The sequence below is a fragment of the Thermus arciformis genome, assembly GCF_900102145.1.
GTDB classification, from domain to species: Bacteria; Deinococcota; Deinococci; order Deinococcales; family Thermaceae; genus Thermus; species Thermus arciformis.
In genome coordinates this window covers 1-13,683 of record NZ_FNBC01000006.1, presented here as the reverse complement: position 1 = coordinate 13,683, position 13,683 = coordinate 1, and the positions used below count along the sequence as shown (strand labels likewise).

Genomic DNA, 13,683 nt, shown 5'->3' with positions numbered 1-13,683 from the left:
CTTACCCCCGAAGCTCGGAAAGGTCGTCCACCGCGGTGCTTTCCCGGTGGCGGAAGATGGCCACGATGAGGCCGAGGCCCACGGCCACCTCGGCGGCGGCGATGGCGATGACCATGAGGGCCGCCACCTGGCCCTCGAGCCCGTAGGCCCGGGCGAAGCCCACCAGGGAGAGGTTGGCCGCGTTCAGCATGAGCTCAATGGAGAGGAAGACCAGGATGGCGGTCCTCCGGGTGAGGACCCCGTAGACCCCGAGGGCGAAGAGGAGGGCGGAGGCGAGGAGGTAGCTCACCGCACCACCTCCCTCTCCCGCTCTTCCCGGGGCAGGGCGTCCAGGGGACGGGCGGGCTGCACCAGGGCCACGGCCACCACCGTGGCGGCCATGAGGAGGAAGCCCACCGCGAGAAGGACGAGGAGCCAGTCCCCGTAGAGGAGGGGCCCCAGGGCCTGGGGAAGGCCGCCTTTAAGGTCCTGGGTGAAGGCGGGCCTCAGCCCCCAAAGCCCCGAGAGGAGGGCCCCCGCCACCCCTAAGGCCAAGAGGGCGGCGAGGGGCTTGGAGCGCACCAGGGGGTCAAAGCCCACCTCTCCCTGGGCGGCGAAGAGGAGCATGATGACGAAGAGGAAGAGGACCACGATGGCCCCGGCGTAGACGATGATCTGGATAAAGCCCAAAAAGCGGGCGTCCAGGGCCACGTAGACCCCGGCCAGCACAAGAAAGTTCAGAATCAGGGCCAAGGCGGCGTGGATGGCGTTTCTTAGGGTCACCACCAGGACCCCGCTCAGGAGGAGGAGGAAGAGGGCCAGGCCTTCCAAGGGGCTCACGGCTTCCTCCTTTCCGTGGGGGCCTTAAAGCCCTCCAGCTCGGGCCGCACGTAGGGCACCACGTAGCCCACCTTCACCGGCTTGCCCGTCATCTTGGCCTCCCGGCGCTGGGGCTTGGTGCCCACCACGTCCACCAGCATGTCCTCCTTGCCGTAGATGAGGTCGGAGTACTGGTAGTCGGCCATCTCAAAGTCGTAGCCCAAGACGATGGCCCCCGTGGGGCAGGCCTCCTCGCAGAGGCCGCAGAAGATGCACCGGAGCATGTTGATCTCGTAGACCTTGGCGTAGCGCTCCCCCGCGGAGACCGGGTTTTCCGGGTCGTTCTCCGCGGGCTCCACGTAGATGGCGTAGGCGGGGCAGGCGGCGGCGCAGAGGGAGCAGCCGATGCACTTCTCCAGGCCGTTCGGGTGGCGGGTGAGGACGTGCCGCCCGTGGAAGCGGGGCTTCAGGGCCACGGGGGCGTCGGGGTAGGGGACGGTCACGGGCTTGGAGAAGAGGTACTTGAGGGTGATGCCGAGGCTTTGGGCGAGGGCCTTCAGGGTCATGCGCCACCTCCTTTGCGCACGGGCTTGGGGGTGTAAAGGACCGCCCCCATGAGGGCGAGGAAGCTCAGGGCGGAGAGGTAGAGGAGGTAGGTCCTGGGGAGGTCCAGGGCCACCACAAAGGCGGTGACGAGGAACCAGAGGAGGGCCACCGGGAAGAGGAAGCCCCAGCCGAAGCGGAGGAGCTGGTCGTAGCGCAGGCGGAACCAGGTGGCCCGGATCCAGATGAAGAGGAAGAGGAAGAAGGCGATCTTGAGGAACATCCAGAGGTAGGGAACCTCGAGGACAGGCATGGTCCAGCCGCCCAGGAAGAGGGTGGGGATGAGGGCGCTGGCGGTGATGAAGTGGATGTACTCCGTCATCTGGAAGAGGGCCCACTTGATGGAGCTGTACTCCGTGTGGTACCCCCCCACCAGCTCCTGCTCCGCCTCGGGGAGGTCAAAGGGGGTGCGGGCGGCCTCGGCCAGGGCGGCGATGGCGTAGACCAAGAAGGCGGGGAAGGCGTAGAGGAGGAGCCAGCCGTTTTCCTTCTGCCAGTTCACGAGGTCGTTCAGGTTGAGGCTCCCCACGAGGAGGACGGGGGCAAGGAGGGCGAGGCCTAAGCCGAGCTCGTAGGAGATCAGGCTCGCCGAGGAGCGAAGGGAGCCAAGGAGGCTATACTTGCTCCCCGAGGCCCAGCCCGCCAGGAAGATGCCGTAGATGGCCATCTCGCTCACGGCGAAGAGGTAGAGGAGGCCCAGGTCCAGGTTCACCACCCAAGGGCTATAGCCGAAGAAGCTCCCCGGGGGGCCGAAGGGGATGGCCCCGAAGGCCAAAAGGGCGAAGACCACCCCCAGAAGGGGGGCGAGGACGAAGAGGACCTTGTCGGCCCGCTCCACCACCAGGTCTTCCTTGAAGATGCTCTTGATGGCGTCGGCGATGGGCTGGAAGAGGCCGAAAGGCCCCACCCGGTTGGGCCCCATGCGCACCTGGAAGCGGGCGAGGAGCCTCCTCTCAATGAGGGTCATGAAGGCGAAGGCGGTGAGGAGGCCCACCACCACCAAGAGGGCCTTCAGGGCCACCATCCAATAGGGGTCTACGGGGTAGGACCAGGTCACGCTTCACCTCCTGCGGGGACCAGCACCCGGCCTTCCACGAGGCGCCCGGCGGCCGCGCCCAGACCCGAGAGGTAGAGGAACCCCTTGGGGAGGTCCTCCCGGTGGACCACCCGGGCCTCCACCCGGCCCAAGGGGGTCTCCACCGCCACCCGCGCCCCTTCGGGGAGGACCTCGGCCCGGGCGGTCTCGGGGTGGGCCCAAAGCTCGGGCGCCGCCGCCTCCGCCGCCTTGCCCACGGCCTGGTGGGCCTTCCACATGCCGGGGCGGAGGTAGAGGGCGCCCCCTTGGGCCCTCGGCCTCAAGGCGCGGGTGCGGAAGGCCAGGAGGCCCATGGGCCCGGGCACCTTGCGGGCCTTGAGCTCCCGCTCGGCCTCGAGGTGGAGCCGGAAGGGGGGCCTCACCCCCAGGGCCTCGGCGAGGAGGGCGAGGACCTGGAGGGCGCCCTCCGCCTCCCCGTTCTCTATGGGGGCGGGGCTTAGGGGGAGGACCCGGCCCTCCAGGTTCACCAGGTGCCCCCGCTTCTCGTAGAAGGTGGGGGCGGGGAGGACCACGTGGGCGTAGCGCTCCGCCAGGGGGTGGAGGTGGCTTAGGTGCATCACCACGAAGCGCTTGCCCTTAAGGGCCTCTTCCGGGGGCACGAAGCCGTAGTAGGCGTAGAGGGCCCCGGGCTCGTCCCAGGAGGCCCCCTTCGCCCCGGGGAGGACCCCCATGGCCTCGAGGCCCCGGGCGTTCGCCGCCGGGGTCATGGCGAGGACCTTGGCCCCCTTGCGCTCGGCGAGAAGGCGGGCCCTTTCCGCGGCCACGGCGTCCTGGAGGACACCGGCCCCGAGGAGGAGCACCGGGGCCTTCGCCTTCTCCCAGGCCTCCTTCGCCTTCGCCACCATTTCGCTCCCCTCCTTCTCCCCGAGGAGGGCGAGGAGGATTTCCCGCTCCTCCCCGGGCCTGTGGACCTCGTGGAGGGCGGCCCACCGCATGAGGGGGGCGCGGTAGGGGGCGAAGAGGGCCATCTTGTCCGTGCGGCGGGGCATCCTTTCCTTGATCTGCAGGTCGGCGAAGGGGGTGCCGTGGGCGAAGCGGTAGGGGGGCTTGAGGCCCCGCACGAACTCGGAGAGGCGGAGGTGGAGGATGGGGGCTTCCTCCGTGGGGTCGCCGAGGACCAGGGCGAAGTCCGCCCGGAGGAGGTCCTCCAGGGTGGCCGCCGGGAAGAGGCTCGCCGGGGCGGCGGTGCGGCCCTGGAAGTCCAGGTGGGGGGTCTTCAGGGCCTTGGCGAGCTCGGCGGCGAGGAGGCCTTCCTCGAGGGTGGCGTCGTGGGCCAGGTAAAGCCCCACCTCCTCGCCCCTCGCCCCCTTCAGGCCCTCCTTGAGGGCGAGGAAAGCCTCCTCCCAGGTGGCCTCCACGAGCCTTCCCTCTTTCCGCACCAGGGGGGTCTTGAGGCGGTTTTGGTCCGCCCACTCGTGCCCGAAGCGGCCCGCGTCGCAGATCCAGATCTCGTTGACCTCGGGGACCTCCCGGGCCCGGATCCTGAGGAGCTCGCCGCTACGGGTGTCGGCGGTGATCCCGCACCCCACGGGGCAGAGGGCGCAGGTGGTGGGGGTCTCCTCCATCTCCCAGTTGCGGGCGCGGAAGCGGGCGGTGAGGTCCAGAAGGGCCCCCACGGGGCAGATGTCCGTGATGTTCCCGGAGAAGCCCGAGGGGAGGCCGAAGTCCATGCTGCCGATGAAGGTGTGCACCCCCCGCTCAATGAAGTCCAGGACCTCGTCCCCGGGCACCTCCTCAAAGTAGCGCACGCACCGCTTGCAGTGGATGCACCGCTCCCGGTCCAGGATGACGAAGGGGGAGAGGGGGTGGTGCTTGTCCACGTGGCGGCGGGTGAACTCAAAGCGGGTGTAGACGGGGAGGGAGAGGGGGTCCTTCTGGTAGTACTTCTCGTAAAGCCCGTACTCCACGGTGCGGTCCTGGAGCTCGCAGGCCCCGCCCTTGTCGCAGGTGGGGCAGTCTAAGGGGTGGTTTAAGAGGGTGAACTCCACCATCCCCGCCTGGGCCTCCCGCACCACGTCCGAGAGGGTGTCCACCACCATCCCGTCCGCCACCGCCGTCACGCAGCTCGCCGCAAGCTTGGGCTGCCACTGGATCTCGGGCTCGCCCTTCTCGTTGAGGAGGGGCTTTCCGTCGGGGCCCTTTTTGGGAAGGCCCACCCGCACCAGGCACATGCGGCAGGCCCCGATGGGGGAGAGGTGCTTCTCCGAGCAGAAGAGGGGCACGTCGTACCCCGCGTGGAAGACGGCGTCCATGACGCTCGTCCCCGGAGGCACCTCCACCACGCGGTCGTTCACCTTAACCCTTACCATGTCACCTCCAGAGGGAAGGCCTGGGCACCGGGCGCTTCGTTTGCGCCAGGGCCAGGTACTGGTCCTTGAAGTGCCTTAGCGAGCCCTTCACCGGCCACACCGCCGCGTCCGCCAGGGGGCAGAAGCTCCGCCCTTCAATGAGCGGCAGGAGGGCTTCCAGGTTCTCCACGTCCTTCTCCTCCCCCTCGCCCCGGCCGAGCTTGGCGAAGAGGTTCACCATGAACCCCGCCACCCCTTCCCGGCAGGGGGTGCACTTGCCGCAGGACTCGTGGGCGTAGAAGCGGGTGAGGTTCCACATGGCGTCCACTATGCTCACCCGCTCGGGGATGAGGATGACCCCCCCGGTCCCCAGCATGGAGCCCTTGGCCTGGAGGTGCTCGTAGCTCATGGGGGTGTCCAGGACCTCGTCCGTGAAGGGCAGAGGCGGGGTGGAGGACCCCCCGGGGATGAGGGCCTGGATGGGCTCCAGGGGCCCGCCCGCCCACTCGTAGATGAGCTCGCGGAAGGTGGTGCCCATGGGGAGCTCGTAGACCCCAGGCCGCCTGACGGGCCCCGAGACCTGGTAGAGCTTCATCCCCTTGGACTGCTCCGTGCCCATCTGGGCGAACCAGTCCGCCCCCCGCTCCAGGATGGGCACCACGGAGGCCAGGGTCTCCACGTTGTTGATGGTGGTGGGCTTGCCCCAAAGCCCCGCCTGGGCGGGGAAGGGGGGCTTCAAGCGGGGGTTTGCCCTGAGGCCCTCCAGGGAGTTCATGAGGGCCGTCTCCTCGCCGCAGATGTAGGCCCCGGCCCCCCGGTGGACGTGGAGGTCAAAGGAGAAGTCCGTGCCGAAGAGGTTCTTCCCCAGGTAGCCCCGGGCCCGGGCCTCCTTGATGGCTTGTTCTAGCCGGTCCGCCGCCCGGCGGTACTCCCCGCGGACGTAGATGTAGCCCACCGTGGCCCGGATGGCGTACCCGGCGAGGATCATCCCCTCAATGAGGAGGTGGGGGACGTCCTCGAGGATGTAGCGGTCCTTGAAGCTCCCGGGCTCGGACTCGTCGGCGTTGCAGATGAGGTAGTGCTGCTTCCCGTCGTCCTTGGGCATGAAGCTCCACTTGAGCCCCGTGGGGAAGCCCGCCCCGCCCCGGCCCCGTAGCCCCGAGCGCTTCACCTCCTCTATGACCTCGTCCGGGGTCTTCTCCTTAAGGACGCGCTTTGCCGTCTCGTACCCCCCGTGCCGGAGGTAGTAGTCCAGGGTCCAGGACCCCTCCTTCCCCACGTGGGCGTAGAGGGTCCGTTCAAACCTAGGGTCTAGTCCGGAAACGATGGGGCCCGTCATACCTCCACCTCGTGCACGTGGTGGCCGCACTTGCCGGGAAGCTCAATCTCCTCAAGCCGCTTCCCCGCCCTGAGGCCCGCGAGAAGGGCCTCAAGCCTCGCCCGGGTCACGCACTCCACGTAGGGCTCGTCGTTCACCTGGATTACGGGGGCGGTGTGGCAGCTTCCCAGGCACTCCACCTTCTGCACGCTGAAAAGCCCGTCCGGGGTCACCTCCCCCGGGCCGATGCCCAGGGTCTCGGTGAGGTAGTCCCAAAGCTCCTCGGCCCCGGCGAGCTTGCAGCTTAGGGTGGCGCAGACCTGGAGGTGGTACTTCCCCGTGGGCACGAACTGGTAGTAGGAGTAAAAGCTCGCCACCCCCATGACCTCCGTGGGGGTGGTGCCCACGAGGCGGGCGATCTCCTCTATGCGCTCGGGCCGGATCCAGCCTTCCTCCTGCTGCACCCGCCTGAGGAGGGGCATGATGGCGGCGCGGCGCCCTTCCGGCGGGTACTTGGCGAAGGTCTCCTCTAGGAAGTCCTGCTTGTCGTCAAAGAACCCCATCTTCCCTCCCTTAGCGGTCCACGTCCCCCATCACGGGGTCAAGGCTGGCGATGATGGCCACCATGTCGGGGACCTGCTCCCCCTTGCAGGCGTAGGGGAGGCTTTGCAGGTTGACGAAGCTCGGCGCCCGCACCTTGACCCGGTAGGGCATGGAGCCGCCGTCGGAGACGACGTAGTAGCCGAGTTCCCCCCGGGCCGACTCCGTGGGCACGTAGACCTCCCCCTTGGGGGGGTGGAAGCCCTCGGTGTAGTGCTTGAAGTGGTAGATCACCGCCTCCATGGAGGTCTCCAGGAGGGGGCGGGGGGGCGGGGTGATCTGGGGGTTGGGGTCGCGGACGGGGCCCGGTTCCAGCCGTTCCAGGGCCTGCCGGATGATCTTCACCGACTCCCGCATCTCCCGGATGCGGATGAGCATCCGGTCAAACACGTCCCCCCTCTCCCCCAGGGGCACGTCAAAGGTGTAGGTCTCGTAGCCCGAGTAGGGGTAGGCCTTGCGCACGTCGTAGTTCACCCCGCTCGCCCTTAGGGACCCCCCGGTAAGGCCGAGGTTAATGGCCACCTCAGGAGGGATCACCCCCACGCCCCGGGCCCTCTCGTAGAAGATGGGGCTTTCGGCGAAGAGGGCCTCGTACTCGTCAATGCGGTGGGGCATGACCTCCAGGAACTTCCTGAGCTCGGGGACGAACTCCTCGGGGAGGTCTTCCTTCACCCCGCCGATGCGGATGTAGTTGTGGTGGAAGCGCTGGCCCGTGACCCACTCAAAGAGGTCCAGGATGGTCTCGCGCTCGCGGAAGGCGTAGAAGAAGGGGGTGAGGGCCCCGAGGTCCAAAAGCCCCGTCCCCAGGAAGACCAGGTGGCTCGCCAGGCGGGAAAGCTCGTTCAGGATGACCCGTATGGTCTCCGCCCGGGGGGGCACCACCGCCCCCACCAGCTTCTCCACCGCCAGGGCGTAGGCCAGGTCGTGGGCGAAGGAGTGGAGGTAGTCCATCCGGGGCGTATACGTGATCACCTGCGTATACGTCCGGTTCTCCATGTTTTTCTCAAAGCCCGTGTGGAGGTAGCCGATGTGGGGGACGAGGTCCAAGACCTCCTCGCCGGAGAGGGTGACCACGAGGCGGAGCACCCCGTGGGTGGAGGGGTGCTGGGGCCCCACGTTCAGGGTCATCACCTCGGTGCGGAGCTCCTTGGGCTCCTCCACCCCCTGGGGATCCAGGTCCAGGTACTCCTTCATTTGGCCTCCTTGGCCTTGACGAGGTCGGCCCAAAGCGCCTTGTACCCCTTGCGGGCCCCGCCCCGGTAGTGGGTGAGGCCGGGGTCTTTGCCGGTGATGGCCGCCCGGAACTCGCTGGGGATGATGTACCGCCCCTCGCGGAAGAGGGTGGGGGTCTCCCCCAAGGGGAAGTCCTTGCGCAGGGGGTGGCCCTCGAGGTCCTCCGGGGTGAGGATCTTGCGGAGGTCGGGGTGGCCCTCAAAGACGATGCCGAAGAGGTCGTAGACCTCCCGTTCCAGGAAGTTGGCACTCCCCCAGAGGTCGGTGACCGTGGGGAGCCTGGGGTCCTTCTCGGGCACGTAGACCCGGGCGAAGAAGCGGCTCCCGTCCCCGTCCTTCCAGCCCGGGAGGGAGACGAGCTCGTAGACCACGGCGAAGCGCTCGGGACGGGGGTCGGGGTAGGTCAGGTAGTCCAGGCCCACGATGTCCGCCAGGTAGTTGAAGCCCATCTCCTTGTACCGGGCCATCTCCTCCCTGAAGCGCTCCCTCGGCAGGACCACCCAGAGGTTGCCGAGGCCGTTGTCCTCTATGGGGTAGCCCTGGGCCCGGGCCTCTTCCAGGACGCGTTCAAGCCGCATGCCTCACCCCCTCGCCCGCTTCCAGGCGGCCACGGGCGGAAGCTTCCTGCCGCTTTCGTCGTAGGCCTGGCCCCGCACCTTCTTCTGGAGTTGCATCACCGCGTAGATCAGGGCCTCGGGCCTGGGGGGGCAGCCGGGCACGTAGACGTCCACGGGCACCACGGAGTCCACGTTCTGCACGATGGCGTAGTTGTTAAACATCCCCCCCGAGCTCGCGCAGGCCCCCATGGAGATCACCCACTTGGGGTCGGGCATCTGCTCCCAGACCCGGCGCATCACCGGGGCCATCTTCTTGGAAAGCCTCCCGGCCACGATCATCACGTCCGCCTGGCGGGGGCTTGCCCGGAAGACCTCGCTCCCGAAGCGGGAGAGGTCGTTGCGGGCGTCCGTGGAGGCCATCATCTCAATGGCGCAGCAGGCGAGGCCGAAGGTGGCGGGCCACAAGGAGTTGCTCCGCCCCCAGGCCACGAGCTTCTCTAAGGTGGTGAAGAGGATCCCCTCCCTCTCCAGCTCCTGGACGTCCCGCTCAAAGAGGTCCTTCAGTGCCACCGCATCACCCCCTTCCACCACTCGTAGAGGAAGCCCACGAAGAGGAGCAGGGTGAAGCCCAAGACCCCGAGGAACCCGTAGAGGCCAAGCCCCCCTGCGCTCACGGCGTAGGGCCAGAGGAAGGCCACCTCCACGTCAAAGAGGATGAAGAGCATGGCCACCACGTAGAAGTGGACGGGAAAGCGCTTCACCTCCCCGGCGGGGTCGTTCCCCGACTCGTAGGGCATGAGCTTGGCCCGCCCCGGCTTCTTGGGGCCGAGGAGGGCCCCCACCAAAAGGGCCGCCACCCCGATGAAGAGGGCCACCCCCAGGTAGATTAGGACGTTCACGTACTCCGCGATGGGCGCCAAGGTTCCCCTCCTTTCGTGCCTCTCTTCACGAGCGGGGCTCCCAACACCCCAAAAGCCCCGCCCGAGTTCCTGCCCATCTTACTACCCCAGGCCCGGGACAAGAGGGTAAGGCTACACCGTGCCGGGGGCTATCGGTGTAGTCCCGCTCTTTATGGGATAGATGGCGCTACACTCCGGTGTAAAGCCTTTCCCGCAGGCGGCGGAAGGCCTCGAGGCCAAGCTCCTCGGCCCGCACCCCCAGGGGGAGGCCCAGGGCCTTCAGGGCCTCCTCCACCTTGCCCCTGGGGTAGCCCGCGGCGGCCAGGGCGTTGAGGAGGGTCTTGCGCCGCTTGGAGAAGGCGGCCTCCACCAGGGCGAAAAGCCCGGGGTCGTCGGGGGCCCCCGTGGGGGTGAGGCGCACCAGGCTGCTCCACACCTTGGGCGGAGGGAAGAAGGCCCCCGGGGGAAGGTCAAAGAGCCTCTCCGCCACGGCGTGGTGGGCCACCCGGAGGGAGAGGAGCCCGTAGGCCGGGGTCTTGGGCCTGGCGGTCATGCGCTCCGCCACCTCCTTCTGCACCAGGAAGACGAGGCGGGCGAAGCGGCCCGTCTTGAGAAGCCTCGTGACCAGGGGGGTGGCGATGTGGTAGGGGAGGTTGGCCACGAGGAGGCTCCCCTGGGGCACCTCCTCCCAGGGGTAGAGGAGGGCGTCCTGGAAGACGAGGCGCACCGGGAGGCCGGAAAGGGTCTCCTCCAGGAGGGGCTTTAGGCGCAGGTCCTTCTCTATGGCCGTGACCTCCGCCCCGGCCTCGAGGAGGGCCCGGGTCAGGACCCCAAGCCCCGGCCCCACCTCAAAGACGGGCCCGGTGAAGGGCCTGGCCGCCTCCACGATGCGCCGGAGGTGGGCTTCGGACACCAGGAAGTTCTGCCCGAAGCGCTTGTCGGCGAAGAGGCCGTGGCGGGCGAGGAGCTCCCGCACCGCCTTGGGGGAGGTTAGGGGGTTAGCCATGGGCCAAGCGCTTCACCCTCGGGCAGAGGGGGTCTTCCTCGGGGAAAAGCTCCAGGTACTCCCCGAGGTCCAGGGCATCTATTAGGGCGAACCGCTCCTTGAGGAGCACGCCCTCCTTCATGGGCACGTGCCCGTAGACCCCGAAGCGGTAGCCCATGCGCTCCACGTAGTCCGGGGTGCGGAACCACCAGGTCTTGGGCTCGCTTTGGGCGTAGAAGAGGGCGTCGTACTCCTGGAGCCAGGGCACGGGGCCCACGTGGGCGAAGTGGACGCCCTTTAGGACGAGCTCCCGGGGAAAGGAGGCCATCCAGGCCCTTAGGGCCTCAGGCAGGGGCTTTCCCCCGTGCTCGGGGTGGAACTCCAGGTGCTCGAGGTGGCGGTTGCCCAGGATGGGGTCGCCTTTGAGGGCGGCCTCGTCGTGGTTGCCTAGGAGGATGGTCACGTGGCCTTCCGCCTCTTCCTGGAACCTTTTCAGGCGGAAGAGCTCCCGGATCTGGGCCCCCGCGGCCAGGCGGAGGTGGGTGGGGTCCTTGGGGTCGTAGGGGGAAAGCCCCGTGAGCCCCTCGTAGTCCTTGGGGGTCTTGGGGTGGACCAGGTCCCCGAGGAGCACGAGGCGCGTCCGCCCCGAGCGCAGGGCCTCCGTGGGGCGGAAGCCCTCGTCGGCGAGCCCCTCCTGGCGTAGGATCCGCCAGAGCAGGGGGAACTTGCCGTGGAGGTCCCCGAGGGCGACGACCCTCATCCCTTGAGCAAGTTGCGGAGCTCCCCGTAGAGCCTGCGGGTCTCCTCGGGGGTCTTGCCGTAGCCCCCGTACTTGGTGATGATCCGGGCCGCCTCCTTGCCCAGGCCCTTCTCCTTCAGCCTTTCCAGGAGCTGGTCAATGAGGCGGTAGGCCTCGGGCTTCTCCTCTTCCTCGGGGGCTTCCCCCTCCCCTTCGGGGAGGCTTGGGGGGGTGAAGCGGCCCTTCTCGGGGTCGTAGTCCACCCACTGCTTCTCCAGGCGGTAGAGGTAGCGCCCCACCCCGAACTTCACCGCCGCCCGCTTGAGGGCGTCGGAGAAGGCGGCCTTCAGGGAGTCCCCCTCGCCCACATCTTCCTTGGTCACCCCGAGGACGGTGAGGCGGCACTTCACCTCCACCACCCGCTCCTGGCGCTCCCCGCGCTCGTCCTTCACCGCCCTTTCCGCATCGGCCAGCACCTCGTAAGCGTCGTGCCAGCCCTCAGGGCCCACCACCTTGTCCAGGCGGTCCAAGACGGTGCGGGCGTCCACGTAGGGGACCACGAGGGCCCGCTTCTTGTCCCGGGAGAGGGCCTCTATGCGCCACTGCACCTCCCCTTTGGGGAAGGGCTCGGCCAGCTTGCGCCAGACTTCGTCCATAACCCCAAGTGTACTTTAGCGTTCTCTCATCCTAAAGACCCCCTTAGGGCGGGAGACTGGGGGCATGAAGCGCTGGCCCATCCTTCTGCCCTTTTTGGCCCTGGCGTGGGCCCTGGAGGTGCGCCTCACCGCCACCTTGGCCTTTGACCTTTTCCCCCAGGCGGTGGTGGTGGAGCGGGTGGCCGAGCCCCAGGGCATTGTGGTGGTCTACGGCTACTCCCGGCCCGAGGCCATCTTCCGCTACCACGACGAGGACCTCCGCCGCCGGGGCTGGGTGCGGGTGAAGTACGAGGTCAAGAAGGACGAGTGGAAGGCGGAGTACCGCAAGGGCAAGGCCAAGGCCAAGCTCTCCGTGAAGGACAAGAAGGGCCGGGTGGAGGTGCGGCTCAAGGAGGGGGACTAGACAAGGCCCAAGCCCCTCGGTACCATATAGGGCGCGCGGGGCCGTGGCGCAGTCGGGAGCGCGCCTGAATCGCACTCAGGAGGTCAGGGGTTCGAATCCCCTCGGCTCCACCAGAAAACCTCCCGCCTCGAGGCGGGAGGTTTTGTTTTTGCGCTCAGTAGCCCGTGGAGGATCGGGGGTTCAGGAGGGGAGCGAGGCCCTGGGGGGCCACCTGGACCTGCTGGGGCGCCACGTGGTTGAGGGGTAAGGGCGTGGGGTCAATGGTGGCCACCGCCGAGAGGACCTTGGAGTTGGTGGAGTCGTAGTAGAGGGGGTAGTCGTTCGGCCCAGGCACCAGCACCGAGGAGCAGGCCATGGTTACGTTGGTCATGCCCTGAGTGATCTGGTGAGGACGCAAGGAGGCCTGGGGCAAGGTGTTGTAACCGCAGTCCACCGCCTGGCCGGTGTTGGTCATCACCGCCCCCATCTTGCCCAGGAAGTCGTTCTCCAGGGTGATGGCGTCGTAATATCCCTGCCACTCGCCGATGAAGACCACGCGCCCCCCTTCGTCGGCAAACTGTTTGAGCACGTTGATCTCCCCGTTGGTGAAGGTCTCGCGGGGGTTCCAGAGGAAGATGACCTTGACCTCGAGGGGCAAGGCGGTGATGGATCCCTGGGTGGAGTTGAGCTCCTCAATGGTAAAGCCCTCGCCTTGGATCACGCTCCGGAACGTGGCCAGGCCCGCATCGCTGCACTCCCCCATGCCCCCGCACACGGAGTTGCGGCCCCGGTCAAAGAGCACCTTGGTGCCTGCGCCCCGGGGGCCTGCGGTGGTGTAGTTCACCAGGTTGCGGGCCATGAGCTGGTTGTTGGGGTTGGCCATGGCGGTGTTGTCAAAGGGGTTGATGTCGTTAAACACCACGATGTCCTTGCCGGGCGGGGGTGGGGTGTTCTGGCAGGCCTGTACCGTGTACTCCAAATGGCCCTGGCCCTCGGCGAAGCTGTAGCTTGGGCTCAGGAGAAAGGCGTAGCCGGCCACGTGGAGGCTGTCCCCGGGGTTGGCGCCCAGGTCCGCCAGGGGGAAGGCGTAGGTGAAGGTGTCCACGTAGGGGTCGTGCACCGCTTGGGCGGGGTAGCTCCACCAGTTTCCCGGGGCCGCGGTGCCCGCGTAGGCGTGGCTTTCCGTGAGTTGGTAAGGGGAGACCCCGGAAAGCTGCACGAAGAGGGTGTCCGCGGTGTTCCAGACCAGGATGCCCCCCTTCGGGCCCATGGCGGCCTTGGCCACCTCGCCGCAGGCCTGGGCGGGGTCGCCCCCGGCATCGTCCCGGGGGCCCGGGACCACCATGTTGGGAACCACGCCTTGAGGGCCGGAACAAGCCCCCAGGGCTGCCAGCAATGCCAAAGCACCCAGACGCCAATACACGGGAATGCCCATTTGATACCCTTTTATGCTAATTCCTTCGTCCTAGGCCACCAGTGGAACAGGGTGTGCCGCCTGAGGGTCTCGGGGTCCTGGGCAAGGACCCGGC

16 protein-coding genes and 1 tRNA gene are annotated in these 13,683 nt (G+C 67.8%); 2 read left to right on the top strand and 15 right to left on the bottom strand.

Translation table 11 applies throughout. From position 1 onward, the window contains the following. Window position 1: 1 nt before the first annotated feature. From nuoK to BLP62_RS03435, 14 genes are all read right to left on the bottom strand, one after another. A complete protein-coding gene (gene nuoK / locus BLP62_RS03500) occupies window positions 2-289 on the bottom strand; it encodes an NADH-quinone oxidoreductase subunit NuoK (protein WP_018111772.1) in 288 nt (95 codons plus the stop codon). After that, on the bottom strand, window positions 286-819 hold the full coding sequence (locus tag BLP62_RS03495; RefSeq protein ID WP_093005916.1) for an NADH-quinone oxidoreductase subunit J family protein: 534 nt from the start codon (window positions 817-819) through the stop codon (window positions 286-288). The genes nuoK and BLP62_RS03495 overlap by 4 nt, the downstream gene beginning before the upstream one ends. Continuing rightward, complete coding sequence (nuoI, locus tag BLP62_RS03490) at window positions 816-1,364, bottom strand: NADH-quinone oxidoreductase subunit NuoI (RefSeq protein ID WP_093005914.1); 549 nt, start codon at window positions 1,362-1,364, stop codon at window positions 816-818. The genes BLP62_RS03495 and nuoI overlap by 4 nt, the downstream gene beginning before the upstream one ends. Next, window positions 1,361-2,458: an NADH-quinone oxidoreductase subunit NuoH gene (gene nuoH / locus BLP62_RS03485; protein ID WP_093005912.1), complete on the bottom strand. Its 1,098-nt coding sequence runs from the start codon at window positions 2,456-2,458 to the stop codon at window positions 1,361-1,363. Before nuoH ends, nuoI begins: the two co-directional genes overlap by 4 nt. Further along, window positions 2,455-4,806 (bottom strand): NADH-quinone oxidoreductase subunit NuoG, encoded by a 2,352-nt coding sequence (gene nuoG / locus BLP62_RS03480; RefSeq protein ID WP_093005910.1) that lies wholly within the window; start codon window positions 4,804-4,806, stop codon window positions 2,455-2,457. Before nuoG ends, nuoH begins: the two co-directional genes overlap by 4 nt. Before the next feature lies 1 nt (window position 4,807). Further along, complete coding sequence (gene nuoF / locus BLP62_RS03475; RefSeq protein ID WP_093005908.1) at window positions 4,808-6,124, bottom strand: NADH-quinone oxidoreductase subunit NuoF; 1,317 nt, start codon at window positions 6,122-6,124, stop codon at window positions 4,808-4,810. Beyond that, complete coding sequence (gene nuoE, locus BLP62_RS03470; protein ID WP_011174268.1) at window positions 6,121-6,666, bottom strand: NADH-quinone oxidoreductase subunit NuoE; 546 nt, start codon at window positions 6,664-6,666, stop codon at window positions 6,121-6,123. The genes nuoF and nuoE overlap by 4 nt, the downstream gene beginning before the upstream one ends. 10 nt (window positions 6,667-6,676) lie before the next feature. Beyond that, on the bottom strand, window positions 6,677-7,897 hold the full coding sequence (gene nuoD / locus BLP62_RS03465; RefSeq protein ID WP_093005906.1) for an NADH dehydrogenase (quinone) subunit D: 1,221 nt from the start codon (window positions 7,895-7,897) through the stop codon (window positions 6,677-6,679). Then, window positions 7,894-8,514 (bottom strand): NADH-quinone oxidoreductase subunit C, encoded by a 621-nt coding sequence (locus BLP62_RS03460; RefSeq protein WP_093005904.1) that lies wholly within the window; start codon window positions 8,512-8,514, stop codon window positions 7,894-7,896. The genes nuoD and BLP62_RS03460 overlap by 4 nt, the downstream gene beginning before the upstream one ends. Before the next feature lie 3 nt (window positions 8,515-8,517). Then, window positions 8,518-9,063 carry a NuoB/complex I 20 kDa subunit family protein gene (locus tag BLP62_RS03455; RefSeq protein ID WP_093005902.1) on the bottom strand — a complete coding sequence of 182 codons (546 nt, stop codon included), beginning with the start codon at window positions 9,061-9,063 and terminating at the stop codon, window positions 8,518-8,520. Beyond that, complete coding sequence (locus BLP62_RS03450) at window positions 9,054-9,413, bottom strand: NADH-quinone oxidoreductase subunit A (RefSeq protein WP_093005900.1); 360 nt, start codon at window positions 9,411-9,413, stop codon at window positions 9,054-9,056. Before BLP62_RS03450 ends, BLP62_RS03455 begins: the two co-directional genes overlap by 10 nt. A gap of 166 nt (window positions 9,414-9,579) precedes the next feature. Beyond that, the gene (gene rsmA, locus BLP62_RS03445) at window positions 9,580-10,398 is read right to left on the bottom strand and encodes a 16S rRNA (adenine(1518)-N(6)/adenine(1519)-N(6))-dimethyltransferase RsmA (RefSeq protein WP_093005898.1); all 819 of its coding nucleotides are present in this window, start codon (window positions 10,396-10,398) and stop codon (window positions 9,580-9,582) included. After that, complete coding sequence (locus tag BLP62_RS03440) at window positions 10,391-11,137, bottom strand: metallophosphoesterase (RefSeq protein ID WP_093005896.1); 747 nt, start codon at window positions 11,135-11,137, stop codon at window positions 10,391-10,393. The genes rsmA and BLP62_RS03440 overlap by 8 nt, the downstream gene beginning before the upstream one ends. After that, a complete protein-coding gene (locus BLP62_RS03435) occupies window positions 11,134-11,772 on the bottom strand; it encodes a Rad52/Rad22 family DNA repair protein (protein WP_093005894.1) in 639 nt (212 codons plus the stop codon). Before BLP62_RS03435 ends, BLP62_RS03440 begins: the two co-directional genes overlap by 4 nt. A gap of 64 nt (window positions 11,773-11,836) precedes the next feature. On the opposite strand from BLP62_RS03435, the gene BLP62_RS03430 reads away from it, so the two are divergent. Continuing rightward, entirely contained in the window at window positions 11,837-12,175 is a 339-nt protein-coding gene (locus BLP62_RS03430) for a hypothetical protein (RefSeq protein WP_093005892.1), read from the top strand. Between the two features lie 37 nt (window positions 12,176-12,212). After that, window positions 12,213-12,288, top strand: a tRNA-Ala gene (locus tag BLP62_RS03425). Between the two features lie 41 nt (window positions 12,289-12,329). Here the strand turns inward: BLP62_RS03425 and BLP62_RS13965 are convergent. Beyond that, on the bottom strand, window positions 12,330-13,499 hold the full coding sequence (locus tag BLP62_RS13965) for a motility-associated ABC transporter substrate-binding family protein (protein ID WP_241374133.1): 1,170 nt from the start codon (window positions 13,497-13,499) through the stop codon (window positions 12,330-12,332). Between the last annotated feature and the right edge of the window lie 184 nt (window positions 13,500-13,683).

Coding starts and splice junctions, on each gene's coding strand:
- nuoI (WP_093005914.1), bottom strand. CDS start 1,364: ATGACCCTGAAGGCCCTCGCCCAAAGCCTCGGCATCACCCTCAAGTAC.
- nuoG (WP_093005910.1), bottom strand. CDS start 4,806: ATGGTAAGGGTTAAGGTGAACGACCGCGTGGTGGAGGTGCCTCCGGGG.
- nuoF (WP_093005908.1), bottom strand. CDS start 6,124: ATGACGGGCCCCATCGTTTCCGGACTAGACCCTAGGTTTGAACGGACC.
- nuoE (WP_011174268.1), bottom strand. CDS start 6,666: ATGGGGTTCTTTGACGACAAGCAGGACTTCCTAGAGGAGACCTTCGCC.
- nuoD (WP_093005906.1), bottom strand. CDS start 7,897: ATGAAGGAGTACCTGGACCTGGATCCCCAGGGGGTGGAGGAGCCCAAG.
- BLP62_RS03460 (WP_093005904.1), bottom strand. CDS start 8,514: ATGCGGCTTGAACGCGTCCTGGAAGAGGCCCGGGCCCAGGGCTACCCC.
- rsmA (WP_093005898.1), bottom strand. CDS start 10,398: ATGGCTAACCCCCTAACCTCCCCCAAGGCGGTGCGGGAGCTCCTCGCC.
- BLP62_RS03440 (WP_093005896.1), bottom strand. CDS start 11,137: ATGAGGGTCGTCGCCCTCGGGGACCTCCACGGCAAGTTCCCCCTGCTC.
- BLP62_RS03435 (WP_093005894.1), bottom strand. CDS start 11,772: ATGGACGAAGTCTGGCGCAAGCTGGCCGAGCCCTTCCCCAAAGGGGAG.
- BLP62_RS03430 (WP_093005892.1), top strand. CDS start 11,837: ATGAAGCGCTGGCCCATCCTTCTGCCCTTTTTGGCCCTGGCGTGGGCC.
- BLP62_RS13965 (WP_241374133.1), bottom strand. CDS start 13,499: ATGGTGGTCCCGGGCCCCCGGGACGATGCCGGGGGCGACCCCGCCCAG.